Source organism: Lacibacter sp. (assembly GCF_057361365.1).
The window spans coordinates 231649-250911 of the sequence record NZ_JBMQSG010000011.1; the positions used below are offsets into that span (position 1 = coordinate 231649).

The following is a 19263-nucleotide window of genomic DNA, read 5'->3' on the forward strand; positions in this document are numbered from 1 at the left end:
TTCACTTTATAAAATCAATTAACGGAGATTTTGTATTTGGTTACAGTATGATATTTTTCACCTGGCTTCAATAAGGTTGATGGAAATGCAGGTTGATTTGGTGAATCAGGAAAATGCTGTGTCTCCAAACAAAGTCCAGTGCGGAGATTGATTGATTTACCATCATTTGTTTTAAGAGATCCATCAAGAAAGTTACCTGAGTAGAACTGTAAACCTGGTTCAGTTGTAAATACTTCCAGTTTACGACCGCTTACTGAGTCAGATAAAGTAGCAACCAGTTCAAGATCGCTTCCCTTACGTGTCAATACAAAGTTGTGATCATAACCACCTTCAACCGCAGCAATGCGTTCACCAATTTTATGCGGTTGTAAAAAATCAAATGGTGTTCCTTTTACATCTTTTAATTCACCTGTTGGGATAAGACCTGCATCAACTGGTGTGTATTTATCTGCATTCACTTGTAACTGGTGATCAAGAATTGTATTGTTTACATCACCTGTTAAATTGAAGTAACTATGGTTAGTCAAATTCACAACAGTTGTTTTATCTGTTTCTGCTGTGTATTCGATGTTCAACTCGTTATCATCGGTGAGTGTATAAACAACAGTAATGTTCAGATTACCGGGATAACCTTCTTCTCCATCTTTACTTAAATAGGTTAACGTTAATGATGCAGTGCTGTCAGCAGGTTTTGCATCCCACACTACTTTATCATAACCTTTGTTACCACCATGCAAGTGATTTGCACCATTGTTGGTTGCAAGCTTGTAAGTAGCAGTGTCAATTTTAAATGTTCCTTTTGCAATACGGTTTCCGTAACGACCAATGATTGCACCGAAGTAAGGAGGCGGAGTTAAATAACCACTTAAGCTATCAAAACCCAGCACTACGCTACTCTTATTACCAGCTTTATCGCGTGTAACCCATGATGTAACAATGCCCCCGTAAGTAGTGATCTTCACTTCAACACCATTCGCATTGGTCAACGTATAAAGATCAACAGGTTTGCCATCAGCCTCGCCCCAGGCAACTTTTGTTACTTTTTGAGTTGGAGGCTCATCTGTTTTCTTTTCTGCATTATCGCCACATGATGTTAATGCAGCAGTTGTAATTGTTGTCATCAATAAGAATTTTTTAAGATGATTCATGTGCAAGTTTTTATTTTTTTAATGTTGGCCAGCCTTCTTTATCCCAGGCGAGTTCGTTAATTAATAGTTTGGATCGTCCTTTATCCTGTGCATCATAGCCATGATAAATAATGTAGTCTTTCCCATCAGCATGATAAACTGCATTGTGTCCTGCACCAAACCATTCCTTAGCATCGCCTTCGAGTACCAGCGTGCCGCCATTGGAGGTCATAGTTACAGAATTTTTATCAAGATATGGGCCTGTTACCTGCTTACTTCTTCCTACCACTACTTTGTAATTGCTTTTTTCACCACGACAGCAATAATCCCAGGAAGCGAACAAATAGTAGTATTCACCTTTCTTGAAAATGAATGGCGCCTCAATAGCATTTCCACCGGAAGAATCATTTCCACTTCCTTTCGCTCTTGCAGCAATAGAGAGCACCCGTTCCGGTTGGGCAAGCGTTTTAAGATCGCTGCTAAGCTTTACAAGTTTTAATCCACTCCAGAAAGAACCAAAGCTTAACCAGGGAACATTTTTTTCATCAACAATGAGATTGGGATCAATTGCATTCCACTGATCTTTCCCGGGAAAAGACTGAATCACTTTCCCTAAGTCTTCCCATTTAAAATCGGGTGATGAAGGATTCAATGTTTTATTCACGGCCACACCAATGCAGGAACCGTTCTTACCGAATGTTGATACAGAATAATAGAGATAATACTTTCCGTTGTAATGAGCAATATCAGGAGCCCATGTGTGACCACGATAACCAGGCACTGCATCAACAGCCCATTGAGGCGCTGCAGCAAAAACAGGTTTCTCTTTTTTCCAGTTTTGCAGATCAGTTGACGAAAAAACTGAAATACCAAAGCCTGTACAAAACAAGTAGTAAGTATTTCCTTCTTTGATCATGACAGGATCATGCACTCCTGTTTGGCGTGTTGGTTTAATTGTACCAACGGAATCACCCCTTCCCTGCGCAGTTGTAAACAACACAGCTAACACAAATACTATCGTTGCAAAACACTTCATTTATTTTCTTACTGCAGTTTTATTCTTAATACGGAGAATGAATAAGGGGCTGCTGTATAATCAAACTTTTTATTTTTAATAGCGATGGTTGATTCTTTCGGTGAAACCTGTGTTGGTTGATCGAATGAGTTAACAACAGTTAAGCTGCTACCTTGCAACACGGTTAACTTTCCTTGCGCTGCAAGTTTCTTTGCACCTTCAACAGATAATACAGCTGCCTGTTCTTTGTTTGATGCGTTGACGATCTTAATCACCAGTTCATTCGTTGCTGCATCAATCACTGATGATGCATACAAACTATCCTGCCCCGCCACCACATCATTATTGAATGTGAGTGGAACAACTTTTGAACCTTTATTTAAGGAGAACAGTTTTTGTACATAATAAGTAGGCGAACCATAAGAACGAAGATTATCAACCCAGATCATATCAGGCGCCCATTGCCAACCTTCAATATGCGAGAATAACGGGGCATAAGATGCCATGCTAACCACATCGGCATTTCTTTCCAGGCCGGTCATGAATGCTGCTTCGCTGATAGCTGCCAGCCAGGTGTTGCGTTGTGCACCATTTGTTTTATCAACATGCGATGCGTATTCACCTGCAAATACTTTTGATCCTGTTCTTGGATAATTATCGTAACGTCTTACACTGCTGAAAAACCATTCAGGACTGCGATAGTAATGCTCATCGATCAGATCAGCATTCATCTTGCGCAACTCTGTATTCAGCAATTCAAAACGATCACCATCGGGGCCGGTACCAGAACTTGTTACCAACTTAATGTTTGGATATTTTTCTTTGATAGCTTTTTGAAAGATCTTCAAACGTTCCAGATATTGCGGGCCCCAGTTTTCATTACCTACACCAAGGAATTTTAAATTGAAAGGAGCAGCATGTCCCATCTCTGCACGTTTCTTACCCCATGTTGTTGTTACATCGCCATTTGCAAACTCAACCAGGTCTAATGCATCCTGTACATAAGGATCAAGTTGATCAACGGGAACAAGTTCAGCAGAATTAAACTGGCAAGCCATGCCACAGTTGAGAATAGGCAATGCTTCTGCACCAATATCTTCACACAACTGGAAGTATTCGAAGAAACCTAAACCAAATGTTTGAAAATAATCAGGCGCTGAACGATGTGGAAATTCAATATTCCAACGATTCATAATGAGCTGACGTTCTTCAATTGGCCCGATCGTTTTTTTCCATTGGTAACGATTGGCAAGATCAAAACCTTCAACAATACAACCGCCGGGAAAACGAACGAAGCCAGGCTTCATATCGGCGAGTAACTGAATCATATCTGCACGCATTCCACCGGGTCGTTTCTTCCAGGTATCTTCAGGAAAGAGTGAGATCATATCTAGATCAATAGTTCCAGTTCCTTCAAACCAAATTCTGAACTGACCTTTTTGTGCCGTATCAGTTGATTGAAAACTTTTCGCCAGCTTCTTCCATGCATCACCGGTTGCTGCTGCATCAACAACAGAGCTACCAATGATTTGATTCTTGCTGTTTATTAATTCAAGATGCAGTTTAATAGTGCCTGCAGTACGATATTGTACAGAAAAATCATAACGCAGATCTTTCTTGATACCCATACCACGGAAACCTTCATTCGTCATACTCAAGTTTCCTTTGCCTGCATTGTTTAACTGCACACGCAGGAAACGTGGGTTAGGATTATTTGCACCCTGCCTGTTTTGTACCGTAACCGCTCCTTCAACAAATGGACGCTGATCAATTCTCCATCCCATCAGTGGTTTCACAAATTCAAATGAACGGTTCTTTACCAGCTCGGCATAAATGCCACCATCAGCACCAAGATTAATATCTTCAAAAAATACACCCCACATCGTAGGTTGTATGTCGGCTTTCGGTTGATTGGCTTTTATAACAAATGTCTTTTTTTCCTGCGCCCCTAACGAGGTGCAAAGGACAAACAAAGAGGCAGTAGCAATCACCAATCTTTTATTCAACATCTTATTATATGAAAACTGCATTGATAAATTTATTTGAGAGTTAAAACAACTACTGAATGAGGAGGCAACTGAACCTGTAATGAATTACCATTCAGTTTTGCGCCATTGAAAGCAGCAGGTTGAATTTTTGTTGGTTGATCAAATGAATTATAATCCTGCAGATTTTGAGAAGTAAGAATTCTTCCGCTAACAGTTTTAATGTTTAAGCCACGCACATCAATATTTACAGTTTGTGGTTTTGAAGCATCAATATTCACCAACGATACATGCGCAGCGCCGCTATTATCTTTTGAAGCAGACGCAGATACTGCAGGTAATTTTTCATTACCCAAAACGTAATCGCTTGTCTTTAATTGAATCGGAAGCATTGTAGCATCCTGGTGAACATTATACATTTCCATTACATGGTAAGTAGGTGTCAACAGCATTTTTTCCTGGTTGGTAAGGATCACCGCCTGCAACACATTCACCGTTTGTGCAAGATTGGCCATGCGAACACGATCAGCGTGGTTATTAAACACATTCAGCGTAATGCCCGCTATCATCGCATCTCTGATTGTATTCTGTTGAAATAAAAATCCGGGATTTGTACCAGGCTCCACATCATACCATCCTCCCCATTCGTCAACAACTAAAGCAACACGTTTATTGGGATCATATTTATCCATGATGGTGCTATGGCGTGTAACATATTCTTCCATGCGCCATGCCGATCTCATCGTTGCAAAATATTGTTGTTCTGAAAACTCTCTTGCCGGACCTTTTTGGTTCCAGTTAATAACAGCATAATGATGCAATGCAACACCTTCCATCATGTTGTGTGGAATATCACGCATCAACACTTCTGTCCAGTTGTAATCATTTCCGTTTGCACCAGATGCTACTCTGAATTTTTTAGCCTCATTTTCAAAGTCAGACATGTAAGTAGCATATTGGCGATACACGTTTGCATAATATTCAGGCTTCATATTACCGCCACAACCCCATGCTTCATTTCCAACACCCCAGATATTTACATTCCATGCTTTTTCACGACCATTTTTTACACGCCACGTTGTCATTGGACTTGTATTGGGTTTACCATTTACATATTGCACCCAATCGCCAAGCTCCTGTACGGTTCCGCTACCAACATTTCCTGCGAGGTACGGTTCAGCACCGATCATCTCACACATGTTTAAGAAATCATGTGTACCAAAACTGTTGTCTTCGGTTACACCACCCCACCAACGATTAACAATAGCAGGACGATTTGCTTTTGGACCCACGCCATCTTTCCAATGATAGGTATCGGCAAAGCAACCCCCGGGCCAACGAAGGTTCGGCACTTTTAATTTCTTTAGTGCATTTACAATATCATTACGTACACCATTGGTATTTGGTATGATCTTATTCGTATCACCCACATAAAAACCACCATAAATACAAGTTCCTAAATGCTCGGCAAAATGGCCGTAAATATGTTTGCTGATCTTGTCTTTTCCAAGATCGGCGTTAATCACAACTGAGTTTTGTGCGCTCACTGTGAGCTGCGCAAACACAAAGCCGAAGACAATTAAAGATTTGGTGAAGTTCCCAGGCAGGTTTAGCCGGGAAGCACTGCATGAAGCATACTTTCTTTTGAAAATGGCAACAATCATGATGGCAATTTTTGTTTTGAAAGCTTCCCTGCTGTTCAGCAATTTTCAGCAGTTGGGCGGAAGCCTTTGGTTTAAAAAATGAAAATAAATACTTTTTTGATAGTAATTGTCATTTTTACATTTATTTTTATCCTCATCCCTAGTTCCTTAACTTCGAAGCCATGCTGAAGTATCAAAACCAGACTCGTTTGCTTGTTGCCGTTGACTGTATCATTTTTGGATTTGATGGTAATAAGCTGAAGATTTTATTAATTAAAAGAGGCCTTGAGCCATTGAAAGACCATTGGAGTTTGATGGGCGGTTTCGTGCAACCCAACGAAAGTGCGGATGAAGCCGCAAGCCGTGTATTAAAACAATTAACTGGCCTGGATGGTGTTTACCTCGAGCAATTTTATACTTTTTCAGAGAAAGACAGAGACCCCACCGAACGTACTATTTCGGTTGCATATTTTGCGTTGATCGATATTCATCAATATGAAAAACAAATCAGCGAAGAATATCATGCTGAGTGGTTTCAACTCGACCAGATACCTGAGCTGATTTTTGATCACTCACAAATGATAGCAATGGCAAGGGAGAAATTAAGATACAAAGCTGCATTGCATCCGTTGTTGTTTGAATTACTACCAGCGAAGTTTACCCTGCCCCTCTTACAGAGTTTGTTTGAAGATGTGTATGAAACAAATTTTGATAAAGGCAATTTTAGTCGCAAGATCATTTCAACAGGTTTGCTCATCAAGCAAAAGGATAAGGATAAATTGAATTCAAAGAAAGGTGCTTTCTATTATAAGCTTGATAAAAAACATTACAAGAAGAATTTTCATTCTGTGTTGAAATTCATTCCTAATCTGAATAATCATTTGGAAACCGAAAAGTAAGCGGCCGCTTACTTCATATAGAATACATCCTTCAACGAAGTGCTTACCGGAGAGTTGTCAGGATTTGTTTCCATAATATCTTTCATGTAAGCCCACCATTTTTTCATTACGGGATGATTGGGCAGATCGCTGAGCTTTGCAGGATCTTCGGCCTGTAACACAGCAAACAGATCCCCGGTAGCTTCATCTAAAAAAATACTGTAATCGCTGATTCCTGTTTGATGGAGTAATTCCTCAAGGTCGGGCCAAAGTTCATCATGGCGACGTTTGTATTCTTCTTCCTGTCCTTTGAATATTTTCATGCGTGAGGCAATACGTGGCATATCTGTAATTTTTTGGGTTGATTATTTCTTTACAATATAACGTGCAAGTTCAGCAGGGTTTTGTTTGATCAATTGCTGAACGACTATTTCCACATTCATCTTTGCTCCTTCTAGTCCTGTATGTGTTTTATCGCCATGAAAATATTTGCTTACTTCTGCTTCACCCAGCTGATCATATTTATCAGCAATTAATTCATTCAGATCAATAAAGAAAGCACCTTCTTCTTTAGCGATCTGTAGCGCCCACAACGCATAATTATCTTTTGAACGATTCACTTTTCCATCTTTCCAGTTGTTGCGTGGTATCAATGAACAAACGATCGGCACTGCGCCTTTCGCTTTTGTTTCACGCACATACTTACGCATGTACCAACCATAGCTGTAAACTGTTTCCTGTACTTTCCTGATGGGATTCCAGATGACAGAACTATCGTTACCAATGCCACGAATGGTTCCTCTTGCACGTGCTGTATCATCCAGCGGACTTGCATCGTTATGTCCAAACTGCATGATCACATAATCCCCTTTCTTTAAATTGGCAGTGATCTTTTCCCAACGTCCTTCGGTAATAAATGTGCGACTACTACGGCCACCCAATGCATGATTTTGAACGGAGATTTTTGTTGTATCAAAATACTCAGCCATAAAACTACCCCAACCCCATTGTCCATTACTGCCGGTACCCGAACCATTACGTACAGTCGAATCGCCAATAATATAAAACACAGGTTTTGTCTGCAGCATCGTGAATGATAATAATGCTGCAATAACTACCAATAATAAAAACTGAATCCGTTTCATATAGTTCGTTCTTTTCAATTTATTTAAGATAAGCTGCAAGTGTATTGTTTTTGACCAAACGTAATCCTTCTGCTACAGATGCTGCGTTGATCCTTGCTCCTTCCTCATTTGTATGTGTATGATCTTTATGAAACAATTTCGCTACTTCATCAGGCCCAATTGCGTTGTACTTTTCTGCAGTAATTGCATTAAGGTCAACAAAAGCAACGCCTTCACTTTCTGCAATTTCCTTTGCCCATTTACCAAAGTCTTTATCGGCAAGCCGCACCTTACCGTCCGTCCATTGATTGCGTGGGATCATTGAGCAAACGATAGGTGTTGCGCCTTTCTCTTTTGCTTCACGAATGAATTTGCGCAAATACCAGCCGTACGTATGAACAACCTCCATACTGCTGTCTTTCCATGTTAATGAAACAGTTTCATCACCTGTGCCACGCAACACACCACGATAACCTGCACGTGAAGTATCGGGCTCGCTACCCTCGTTATGACCAAACTGCATGATCACATAGTCGCCCTTCTTCAATGTTGACAATACTTTCTCCCAACGTTTTTCTTTAATGAAAGTACGTGTGCTTCTTCCGGCCATCGCCTGGTTGCTGATGCTGATCTTTGCTGTGTCTAACAATTCTCCGATCATTTCACCCCAGCCGCATTGCGGACGATTGGTATTACGTACCGTTGAATCACCAATGATGTACAGCGTTGGTTTATTGTTGAGTATTACAAATGATGATAACAACACCATGAACACAGCAAACTGTAAATAAGTTTTATAATTCTCCCGCTTCAACATGATTATTTTTTTGTTGTGATAACAATATTTGGCTTAGCAGGTGTTTTCATTCCATCGCCCAAATAATAACTTACATGTGGCGGTTGATTGTACGCTACATTCTGCCATGCAATACTTAAGCGATATTGCGGATTATGCATTAACGTGTACAGTTTAATATCGGTTGGAAAAGCTGTCGAGAAAATGCGCAACTCTTTGCTATCTGCAGTGCGGCAAATAATTTCTTCACGCCAGTCGCCATAAAGATCAGCACTTAAACATGGATTTGCTTTGGTACCGTTGTTACTCATGCAATTAAAATCACGACCATCAAACAGCTTTACCATAGAGCTGTTGAGATAATCCCATTTGCTGATGTTTACTCCATTCAAAATTTCACTCAACGCATCGCCATCCCAATAAATGCCCATATTGCAGGGAGGAGTTTTATCAGCAATTACATTTCCTTTGTTATCAAACAAACCACGGATACCGGCACCAGCTACCCAACATTCATAGCCGGGATAACGTGGATCAATATCCAATGCCAAACCACGGCCAGGGCCTTCGCCATCATCGCCAGCAGCAACTGATGCTTTTTTCCAGATCACTTCGCCTGTTTTTGCATCACGGAAATTTGCACCGGCATCACCAAACTTTTCCTGGATGCTGAATACTTCCAAACCTTGACGAGTCGGATCAAGATCACTTACATGCAATGCATCAGCATGACCAATGCCTGTGCTGTACAAACCTTGTCCATTATCATCAATCGTCATTTGTCCATACACTATTTCATCTTTACCATCGCCATCTACATCATTCACACTTAGATTATGATTTCCCTGTCCTGCAAATTGTTTATTGGTATCACTGTCAAATGTCCAACGCTTCACTAACTTTCCTCCTTTCAGATCCCAGGCTGCCAAAACAGTTCTTGTATAATAACCACGACACATCACGAGTGATGGATGTTTACCATCGAGATAAGCAATACATGCAAGAAATCGATCCATACGATTTCCATACCCATCACCCCACATTGTTTTTAATTCTGGTTCGGTTGGGTTAAGCGAAGTGGGATAACGTGGAGGATCATAATTAACTGTTGAAATAGCTGCACCTGTTAATCCATTGAACACTGTTAAATATTCAGGGCCACTTAAAATGTATCCACGTTGATTGCGGTAATCTTTTGTACTGTCGCCGATCACTGTTCTTTTACCATCCATACTGCCATCAGCAGTTTTCATAGCGATCTCTGATTTGCCATCGCCATCAAGATCGTACACCATAAACTGTGTATAGTGTGCACCTTCACGAATATTCTTACCGAGGTTGATTTCCCACAAAAATGTTCCATCGAGTTTATAACATTGAAAAATTGGCGGATCAGTAATTCCGGCTTGCGAATTATCTCTTGCCCTTCCGGTTAAATGAATGACAATTTCATACACACCATCGCCATCCATGTCGCCCACACTTGCATCATTGGCGGAATAACCTGCTGGTGTTCGTAAAGGAATAGAGAGATAGTTTTTTGCATTTGCAGGAAGAGTAAACGATTCGCCTTTACTTTCCCGTCCGACCAGGTCATCCGGGCGGGCTTCCTTTTTGTTGATGATTGCCTTTACCGTGTATGTATGTGCAATACTTGAATCAAGTGCTGCATCCGTATAGCTGGTTACTTTTTGTATCGGCTCTTTATTGAGCTTAATTGTTTTTCCATTTGTGGTACGGTAAAGATTAAATGATAGCAATTGATCTTCTGTACCCAGCAAACGCCAGCTAACAAATACTTTTCCATTACCTGCCGGTACTGCATTTACACCACGGGTAAGAAATTCCATTTGATATTGCGCATTTGCATGCAGGAGAAAAAATAAAGCAACAATCAAACCAGCAATTTTCTTCATAATTTAAGATTAACCTTTTAGACGTTCCTGTTCTTCAATACCTGCGGGTTCTTTTTTCTTTTCAGCAGGCTTGGTTGATACATCAATACTTGTGTTGATGAACTTCCAGCCTTTGGTATATTCCATTGTGCCCAGCGTATTGGCAGTGATGATGGAATTAATGAATTTAAAATCCTCCAGCAAAGATGTTGGCAGGCCGTTTATTTCAAATGCTTTTTGTGCGTTGGTGATCTTTACATTTTGTATCACAAAATTTCTTGCAGACGGAATTCCTTTTTCAGCAGGTGTTACTTTTTGCAACATCGACTTCCAATGTGCAGGCACAGTTTCCATGGTATAACCTTTCGGCAATTCAGAATAACTGTAAGCAGGATACCAGTTGAGATTGAACTGGTAAGCATTACGCACACTATCCAAAACAGAATTAACGAAGTACACATCTTCTACCACACCACCTCTTGTTGTTGCAGATTTAATACGCAAACCATTATCGGTATGCTTTGCAAACAGATCAGTACAATAAATATGTCTGATGCTTCCTGATGTTTCACTACCAAGCGTAACAAGTCCAGCTCCTCTTCTTGCAATCGATTTTCTGATCACCACATATTCTGTGGGACGATTCACTCGTAAGCCATCCCAATCACGACCGGCCTTCAAACAAAAATTATCATCGTTGCAATCAATATCACAATTCTCAATCAACACCCAGCTCGAGGAATCCACATCTATACCATCGGTGCTGGGTCCGCTGCCATCTTCGTTATTCCTGATCACAACACCATCAACTGTTAAGTAGGATGAATATAATAACTGCACTGTCCAGAAACCTGCATTCTTAAACGTTAATCCTTTTACAGAAACATCTGTTGAATTTTGCACCACCAATGTGCGTACACGCTTTGCATCATAATCAACGATCCAGCGCAGATCTTTTTTATCATACTCTTTGCGCATTTCCCAATACTTATCCCAGCAAAACTTTCCTCTTGCATTCACCACACCTTCGCCAGTAATAGCCGCATTCTTTACATTCACTGCATTGATGAGTGCTGCAGGCCATTTCATTTCAAGTCCGGCAATACGTGTATCCATATCAGGATAGTCAGCAAAGTTTTGTGAGCCGAGAATGAGTACGCTCTTATCAATACGTAAATGCACATTGTTTTTTAAAAAGATAGCGCCTGTTACATATGTTCCTGGTTTAAATGCAACAATGCCTCCGCCTTTTGCAGCACATGCATCAATGGCTTTTTGAATAGCCACAGTGTTTACAGTTGTTGTATCGCTCACAGCTCCGTAGCTGTTTACATAGTAAACTGTTTTTATTGTTGGAAAACTTCTTGCTCCTACTTTCTTTGTCCATGCAGGAGGCGTAGTTAATTGTGCAGAAAGTGGAAAAGAAAAAGAACAGCACAGAATAAATGCCAGCAATCGTTTCATCAATGTTGTTTTAGTAGTTGGTGGTATTACAGAGCAGTACAGCAGCGAAATAAAAAGAATGCAGCGAATATTTCGGCAACAGCAAGCAAAGCAATACACAGCGTTTATGCTCACAAATTAGCCATTGATGGAGCCCTATCTATCCTGCTGCATCCTGTACAAACGTTTGCGAAAACGTTTACATGATTTTATTATGGTTATGCTATGAATACCAATGCATTTTCGGATAATTTTGCCACTTGGAACAGACAGCCATTACGCTTTCAGCAGCAAATAACACATACTCAAAATTGCAGATACGCATTGCGGTATCGGTCTTCTTTTTCTGCCAGGGCATTTGCTTTGCCAGCTGGGCAAGCCGCATCCCCGACATTAAAACTACTTTACAATTATCGGAAGCTGCTTTGGGTAGTATCTTATTAGCATTACCAGCCGGACAATTAACCATGATGCCCTTCAGTGGTAAACTGGTGACACGATTTGGGAGTAAGTATGTGTTACGATTAGCGGCCGTCGGTTATGCATTAACCTTGATCCTGATCGGTTCAACAACGAGTTCATGGCAACTTGCGCTTGCGTTATACATCTTTGGCTTATCAGGTAACCTTTGCAATATTTCCGTAAACACACAAGCGGTGAATGCAGAACATTTATTTGGAAGATCAATTCTTGCATCGTTTCATGGCGTATGGAGTACAGCAGGATTTACCGGTGCATTAGTTGGCTTGCTGATGATGCGTTTTGATCTCTTGCCCGTTTATCATTTCATGATCATTGCAGCAATTGTTATTACATTAAACATTTCATTCCAAAAATATCTGATCATCACTCCCACCAGTAAAACTGCATCTTCATTTAAACGATTCCAGTTTCCAAAAGGTTTGTTATTGCAGTTGGGCTTAATTGCTTTCTGTTGTTTGAGTGCCGAAGGATGTATGTTCGATTGGAGTGGTGTTTATTTTAAACAGGTGGTGGAAGTAAAAGGCGAATTGGTATCGCTGGGTTATGCTTCCTTTATGGTGATGATGGCAACGGGACGTTTTACCGGCGACAGATTAGCAGAACGTTTCGGTCGTAAGAAAATGGTGCAGCTGAGTGGTGTACTTATTTTTTCCGGAATGATGATCGCAGTACTGTTGCCCAATATCATTTTTGCCACCATTGGTTTTATGATCGTTGGTTTTGGTGTAAGCAGTATTATTCCATTAGTGTATAGCACTGCAGGTAAAGTAAAAGAAGTGGCGAGTGGTATTGCCATCGCCACCGTTTCAGGGGTTGGTTTCCTTGGCTTTTTAATGGGGCCTCCATTGATCGGTTATATAGCTGAACTCGCTGGGTTGCGTTCTTCGTTTGCGGTGATAGCTGTTTTGGGGTTGGTGATCAGTTATATGATCAGTAAGATAAAGCTGGCGTAACGCATTTCTTACATTGTGCACTTTGTGAAATCCTTAGCGAACTTAGTGCTACAGTAAAGCCGCTGCAGAAAGAACACAGAGAGGGCACAAAGAAAACAAAGACTGTTTCTACTTCGGCAACAATTCAAATTCCTCCTTACTGATCGTTAAAATAGTTCCATGCCTGATGCCGCTTGGCAATGAAATTTTATCAGACACATCTATCCAGTCTTTTAAGTTTGTTGATTGCACAGCACCATATTTATGATCACGGTATTTATCGAAGTAAACGATCCATGTGCCGTTGATCTTTAACGAAGTTGGCCCTTCTGCCCAATAGTTGCCGGTGATGGGTGATGATGCATTGCTGTAACCGCTGTTAAGTTTTTTACTTGTAGCAATCTTAATATTCTTCTGTACAGGGTTTCTTGTTTCATCTTTCAAAAACATAACAAATTGTTTTCCATCAGGAACAATCGTAGCATCGATGACATTAAAGCCTTTATCGTACAACAGTTTTGTTTTGCTGAAGGTTTTGAAATCTTTTGTGAGCACATAATACATGCGGTGATTATAACCATTCTCTACTGTCGGGTCAGCAGGATATTTTCCTTTGATGGTCGTAGCCCAATAGATCATGTATTGTTTTTTCTTAGAATCATAAGTGATCTCCGGTGCCCAGCAGTTCCGTGCAGAATCTTCATGCATCATCACTGGGATAAAGCGTTGTTCACTCCAGCTGACGAGATCTTTACTGCTTGCATAACCAATACCCCGATCATTCCAGCTAACTGTCCACACCATATGAAACAACCCGTCTGCACCACGAATAATGCAAGGATCACGCATCAGTTTATCTTTTGCAACAGTTGGTTTCAGAAATGAACTGTCTTTCTTTAATGCACTCCACTTAAAACCATCTGTACTGTATGCTAAATGCAAACCATCCTGTCCGTTATTTTTAAAATAAGCAAAGATGTGCACCGAATCATTCTGTGCATTTACGCTGAACAACCGCATCAACACAATAAAAATCAAACTAAATTTCTTCATCAATTTCATTATTTAAACATCGCTTTGTAACGCATCATTGCTTCTACAAAATAATAATCAGCATAGGTCAGCGGCACATCTACTTCTGTCTGCTCAGGGAAATGACCAACGCTGTGCTTCAACATAAAACCACCATTAGTTCCGGCAGCTGCTTTGTATTGCTTAGTTGAAAGATTCTTTAAAATCGTTTCTGCTGTTTTAAAATACTTCACCGATAATTCTTTGTTCACATAACCGCTTAACTCCAGTAAAGCTGATGCCATGATGGTTGCTGCTGATACATCACGCAATGCATTGGGAATATTCGGTGCATTAAAATCCCAGTAAGGAATTTTATCTGCAGGAAGATTGGGATGATTCAAAATAAATGCAGCGATCTTATTCGCCTGCTCCAGGTATTGTTTGTCTTTTGTTTCCCTGTATGTTTCGGTATAGCCATACAAGCCCCAGGCCTGTCCCCTTGCCCAGGCACTTTCATCGGCAAAACCCTGTGCCGTTCTTTTTTGTTGAATAGCGCCTGTTTGTGAATTGTAGTTAATCACATGATAAGAACTGTTATCTGCACGAAAATGATTTTTGATAGTTGTATTGGCGTGTGTAACAGCAATTTTGTAGAATGAAGAATCACCTGTTACCTGTGTGGCCCAGAACAATAATTTCAGGTTCATCATATTGTCGATGATCACGAGATATTCATTTGGTTTTCCATCCCATGATTTAATCACACTCGTAACCGGGCTGAACCTTGTTGCTAATGATTTCGCACTCGTCACCAATATGTCTTTGTAAGCACCTGATGGTTGAATCAGATTGGCATTGCCAAAACTGCAATACATCATAAACCCAAGATCATGTGTTGTGGTATTGAACTGCTCTTTCTTTAATACTTCAAGAATGCGTTGTGCTTCTTTATAAAGCGTTTCGTCTTTTGTTTGTTGATAGAGATACAGTAAAGTGCCCGGATAAAACCCACTGCACCACCAACCTGAATTACTGAACTCATATTTATCGGTTGTTGGAAAATAGGTCTTCGGGAATTTCTCAGCAGGCAGATTTTGCATCAGCACTTTGTACTGCGCTGCAGCATCAACAAAATTCTGATCGATCGTTTTTAATAAGTTTTTATCCGGCTGGTGTTTTGTTTGCGCAGAACTCATCAGCAACAAAAAATATGCAGACAGCAATAAAGAAAAACGTTTTACAGGCAACATATCTGGTAGTTTATTCAGCAATATAAGATGAAGAAACCTTATGTATCCATTTTATCGAACAAGGGTTACACTCATCAACCCGATCACCATATCATTGGCAATGGTTTTGAGTGTCAGAGTTTTTAATTGTTTGTTTGGATTTAATTTTATGTGCAGCACTGTTGCTGCTCCGCCATCAATACCAAAATTGGAAAATCCTTTAATGCCTGTGTATTTATAATTGGCAGGCATCACTTCTCCTGTCTTCAGCAAAACACGTGTTGGTTTTGTTTCACCGGCAGTAAATGCAAATCCATCAACAAAATAATCCTGCTCAATGGGCCACCAGTTTTCAGGGTTCTTTAACTCCAGTACAGATGAAGTACCATCGGTATAGTTCACCACAACTGTTCCGTTCACCATCCTGGTTTGCATGGCATTGGTGCTGCCTGCCATTAAAAAGTAAGCATAAGATGCTGCACCGTTCAAAGGCATCACAACAGAATCAGGGTAATTATCCCACATCGAAGTAAATACGATATTCTTCTTTTCTGTTGCAGTTGTTTTGAAGGGAACCTTATTGATCCGCACTTCGTTCTTCACGCCTGCTTTTACACGTAGGCCACTATCGCTGATGTTTGCTGTTGTTAACGGGTAAGCCCAGTTGCCGATACCCTGCGTGGGCAATTGTAAAGTTGGTACAGCTGGTCGTGGTGATAAATATTCATTCTTGAAAATATTTGTTACCGCATCATTTACATGCGGAGTAAGATCAACGGTTTCAAATTTTGTGTCGGGTGTTATCGTTACTGTTTCAACAAATGGATCATCTGCAATCAATGAAAAGTTTAATGGCTCAAACCAGGTAAAATCGCCTTGCTTCAGCTGCAGGTAAAGACTGTTCAATCCTGCATTATTCAGATTACCTGAAATAGTATTGTTTGTAGCAACTAAATTACGCAACACTTCAACCGGCTGGTATGTTTTTAAGATAACTGCATTCTTCAATTGAACCTGTACCAATTCTTTACTACTATAAGGTTGTTTATTTTCCGGCTTCTCCAATGAGTTTCCTTTCCATTTGATTACAACCAAATAGGATTTTGCAGGCGCTGCATCGATCTGTAAAGAAGGGATACCAATTATACTGTCAACGTTTTTCCACTTCACTGCTTTCCCATTCACAGTAATTGATTCAACAGCTTCACGATAAGCAGGAATGATCAGTTGCAATTGCAATGCTTGTTTAAACTTCGGCACAAGAACATACTCCTCTGTTAACCGTGTACGTTTGAATACAAATTGAAAATCGGGTGTGCTGATAGAAGCATTATTCCATTGCTGTGGTAAACCGGGTTTAACAAGCAGCTTACGATTCAGCAGGTCAGGCATCACACCAAACAAACCTTCCACCAATGTTCTTCCTGCCATCGCAATCGGATCTGCAAAATCTCTGTACAACTCTCCTCTCATGGCATCATAAAAACTCAACTGCTGAATACTTCCCGGACTTGCACCGAGATACATACTTTCCATCAACGAACTTTTCCATAAGCGATACGCTTCTTCTTTTTGTCCGCCCTGCCAGTACGCTAATGCGGTATGCAACAGTTCAGCCAAGGCAACATTGTTCAGACTCCAGGTGTAAGGTTGCCAGTTGGTTGTCGACAATGTATAAAGTGATGAATCCTTCAATCCCTTTGCAAGAATAGGAATATGCGGAATGGAATTGTTGACATATTGCAACGATTGATACGCCTGGAAAGGATCCGCAATACCTTCGTCGAGTGCGTGATAGATCGTCCACAATGCAGCCGACTCATGGAGCAATTTATTTCCCAACAGATCTTTATATTCTGCATACCAGCCTTTGTGTTTCATCCACAACTGCTGATTGATGGCAGTAAGAATTTTATTTGCTTCTGCTTCGTACTTCGTTCCATCTTCACCAATGATGGTTGCCAACTGTGCCGCTACTTTGTTGGAACGATAGTTATACGCCGATGAATGGGTTACACCTCCACCACTGTACTGCAACGCATCACTTGCCCAGATAGCCGCATACGAATCATACAAACCATCACCATCCACATCAAAGTTTCGTTTCTCCCAATCGAGATGACGCACAAGCAACGGCCACATTTCTTTTACATAAGCCGTATCACCCGTCCAGTTAAAATGATTCAGCAACTGATCAATGAACACAAGATTCATATCATAATGATGTGCACGAAAATCACCACCGGGATTACGGGAGATATAACCACTGCTGAACAACGATGTGCCAAGCTTTTCCTGTTGCCGACCCAAATGCAAAGCGGTATCAGCAACAACAGGTCCTGTTGCCGGACTCGTTACCTGCGACAATGCGTAACTTGAAAAATGTTTTCTTGCACGATCATGCCAGCCCAACACATCGGCCACATACGCTCCACGCCAGCCATTCAAACGCATACGCCATGCAATGGCACCATGCATGAATGATGGATCTTCCCACACTGCATCGGCTGCCACACTTAATACCGAACCCAATGTATTGATATACGGATCAGGTGTTTGAATTTTTATTTGTTCGGCTACTTTTTTTCTTGCTGCTTCTGTTTGTTGAAATAAATTGGCCAACTGCGAATAAACAACGGTTTGATTTTTTTCAGGCTTTTGTATTAAGAAATATACTGGTTGTGTTAATGAAGAAAATGCTGCTGCCAATGCAGGTGCTTCTGTTGAACTTCCAGATGAAATAAAGCTTAAAGGTGATTGGAGTTTTGTCGCATCAGCTATTTTTAATTCAGCAGCTGTTGGGAACACAGCAGTTAATTCTTTTCCCTTATCGGTTGCTGCATTTTTCGTTTGTACATTTGGTAAATGCTGCACTTCGTAACGTTCTTCTTCACTTAATGGTTTACTGAAACCATATAACAAACGAAAACTGTTTTGCTGAATAGTAAACAGATTGTCTTTACAATATTCCGGCTTTAAATAAAATGATGATTCAGGATCGGCACCAATATCACCATCACGTGAAAAACGTTTACCGGTCGCACCACCGTATGCTGTTACTATTTTCAAACCTGCAACGGCAGTTGAAGTATGCAGCTTGATGATCAATCCTTCACGGTCATACATGCCAATGGCATGGACATATAATTTCGCAGCACCTAACAACGGGTCTCTTATTTCATAGATCATCGAGCCTGCACGGTAGATGGCTTTGATCTCGTTGCATTCGATCAGCCATTTACTTTTTCCATCTCTCACAATGCCGAACTTGATATTACCACCCATGCCCGGCATATACAATGCAAACTCAGGCAAATCACCCGCTTCCGCACGGAAAGCTGTATTACCGCCATACAATGCACGGTTGAAACGTTTGGTTCCGTTCACAACCACAATATCATTTCCTTCGGGACGATAACGAACTTCACGTTCAATGCCATGCCATAATTTTTTCTCTTGCGAAAAAGAAAATTGTGTAACAGTAATTAAGAATGTAAGAAATATAATTTGTTTCATGAGGCCTCTCCTCCCTTCCTCCTCTCCGGTAGAGAGGAGGCGGTACTTTATTACTTTATTGAATTTTTGTATCTACCACATCTGCTTTGCATCACTAATCAACACAACACCAATTCATTTAATCGAAATTTTTGAAAAGCGTGGGCTGTGTTTTGGTGGCTTCCCCTTCGGGGAAGTCGGATG

14 protein-coding genes are annotated in these 19263 nt (G+C 40.6%); 2 read left to right on the plus strand and 12 right to left on the minus strand.

Features of this window, described 5'->3' with window-relative positions; translation table 11 throughout:
• Nucleotides 1-14: 14 nt before the first annotated feature.
• From ACO1QW_RS10520 to ACO1QW_RS10535, 4 genes are read right to left on the minus strand one after another with little or no spacing between them, the layout of a single operon-like run.
• Nucleotides 15-1148 carry an aldose epimerase family protein gene (locus ACO1QW_RS10520; RefSeq protein ID WP_486258268.1) on the minus strand — a complete coding sequence of 378 codons (1134 nt, stop codon included), beginning with the start codon at nucleotides 1146-1148 and terminating at the stop codon, nucleotides 15-17.
• Between the two features lie 10 nt (nucleotides 1149-1158).
• Entirely contained in the window at nucleotides 1159-2163 is a 1005-nt protein-coding gene (locus ACO1QW_RS10525; protein WP_486258270.1) for a family 43 glycosylhydrolase, read from the minus strand.
• 8 nt (nucleotides 2164-2171) lie between these two features.
• Nucleotides 2172-4172: an alpha-L-arabinofuranosidase C-terminal domain-containing protein gene (locus tag ACO1QW_RS10530; protein WP_486258272.1), complete on the minus strand. Its 2001-nt coding sequence runs from the start codon at nucleotides 4170-4172 to the stop codon at nucleotides 2172-2174.
• A gap of 8 nt (nucleotides 4173-4180) precedes the next feature.
• Nucleotides 4181-5791, minus strand: a complete 1611-nt coding sequence (locus tag ACO1QW_RS10535; protein WP_486258274.1) for an alpha-N-arabinofuranosidase — start codon at nucleotides 5789-5791, stop codon at nucleotides 4181-4183.
• Between the two features lie 161 nt (nucleotides 5792-5952).
• On the opposite strand from ACO1QW_RS10535, the gene ACO1QW_RS10540 reads away from it, so the two are divergent.
• Complete coding sequence (locus tag ACO1QW_RS10540; protein ID WP_486258276.1) at nucleotides 5953-6669, plus strand: NUDIX hydrolase; 717 nt, start codon at nucleotides 5953-5955, stop codon at nucleotides 6667-6669.
• 8 nt (nucleotides 6670-6677) lie between these two features.
• Here the strand turns inward: ACO1QW_RS10540 and rhaM are convergent, their stop codons facing one another.
• The 5 genes from rhaM to ACO1QW_RS10565 are packed head-to-tail and all read right to left on the minus strand — an operon-like array spanning nucleotide 6678 to nucleotide 11927.
• Nucleotides 6678-6992 (minus strand): L-rhamnose mutarotase, encoded by a 315-nt coding sequence (gene rhaM / locus ACO1QW_RS10545; protein WP_486258278.1) that lies wholly within the window; start codon nucleotides 6990-6992, stop codon nucleotides 6678-6680.
• A 21-nt stretch (nucleotides 6993-7013) separates the two neighbouring features.
• Nucleotides 7014-7793: a rhamnogalacturonan acetylesterase gene (locus ACO1QW_RS10550; RefSeq protein ID WP_486258280.1), complete on the minus strand. Its 780-nt coding sequence runs from the start codon at nucleotides 7791-7793 to the stop codon at nucleotides 7014-7016.
• 19 nt (nucleotides 7794-7812) lie between these two features.
• Entirely contained in the window at nucleotides 7813-8589 is a 777-nt protein-coding gene (locus tag ACO1QW_RS10555; protein WP_486258282.1) for a rhamnogalacturonan acetylesterase, read from the minus strand.
• A gap of 2 nt (nucleotides 8590-8591) precedes the next feature.
• Entirely contained in the window at nucleotides 8592-10484 is a 1893-nt protein-coding gene (locus ACO1QW_RS10560) for a rhamnogalacturonan lyase (RefSeq protein ID WP_486258284.1), read from the minus strand.
• Between the two features lie 9 nt (nucleotides 10485-10493).
• Nucleotides 10494-11927: a glycoside hydrolase family 28 protein gene (locus tag ACO1QW_RS10565; protein WP_486258286.1), complete on the minus strand. Its 1434-nt coding sequence runs from the start codon at nucleotides 11925-11927 to the stop codon at nucleotides 10494-10496.
• Between the two features lie 239 nt (nucleotides 11928-12166).
• On the opposite strand from ACO1QW_RS10565, the gene ACO1QW_RS10570 reads away from it, so the two are divergent.
• Nucleotides 12167-13342, plus strand: coding sequence for an MFS transporter (locus tag ACO1QW_RS10570; RefSeq protein ID WP_486258288.1), 1176 nt, complete (start codon nucleotides 12167-12169; stop codon nucleotides 13340-13342).
• Between the two features lie 108 nt (nucleotides 13343-13450).
• On the opposite strand, the gene ACO1QW_RS10575 is transcribed toward ACO1QW_RS10570, so the two are convergent.
• From ACO1QW_RS10575 to ACO1QW_RS10585, 3 genes are read right to left on the minus strand one after another with little or no spacing between them, the layout of a single operon-like run.
• Nucleotides 13451-14374, minus strand: coding sequence for a glycoside hydrolase family 43 protein (locus ACO1QW_RS10575; RefSeq protein ID WP_486258290.1), 924 nt, complete (start codon nucleotides 14372-14374; stop codon nucleotides 13451-13453).
• Between the two features lie 8 nt (nucleotides 14375-14382).
• The gene (locus ACO1QW_RS10580; protein ID WP_486258292.1) at nucleotides 14383-15585 is read right to left on the minus strand and encodes a glycoside hydrolase family 88 protein; all 1203 of its coding nucleotides are present in this window, start codon (nucleotides 15583-15585) and stop codon (nucleotides 14383-14385) included.
• Between the two features lie 51 nt (nucleotides 15586-15636).
• Nucleotides 15637-19080, minus strand: coding sequence for a DUF4450 domain-containing protein (locus tag ACO1QW_RS10585; protein ID WP_486258294.1), 3444 nt, complete (start codon nucleotides 19078-19080; stop codon nucleotides 15637-15639).
• Nucleotides 19081-19263: the final 183 nt, after the last annotated feature.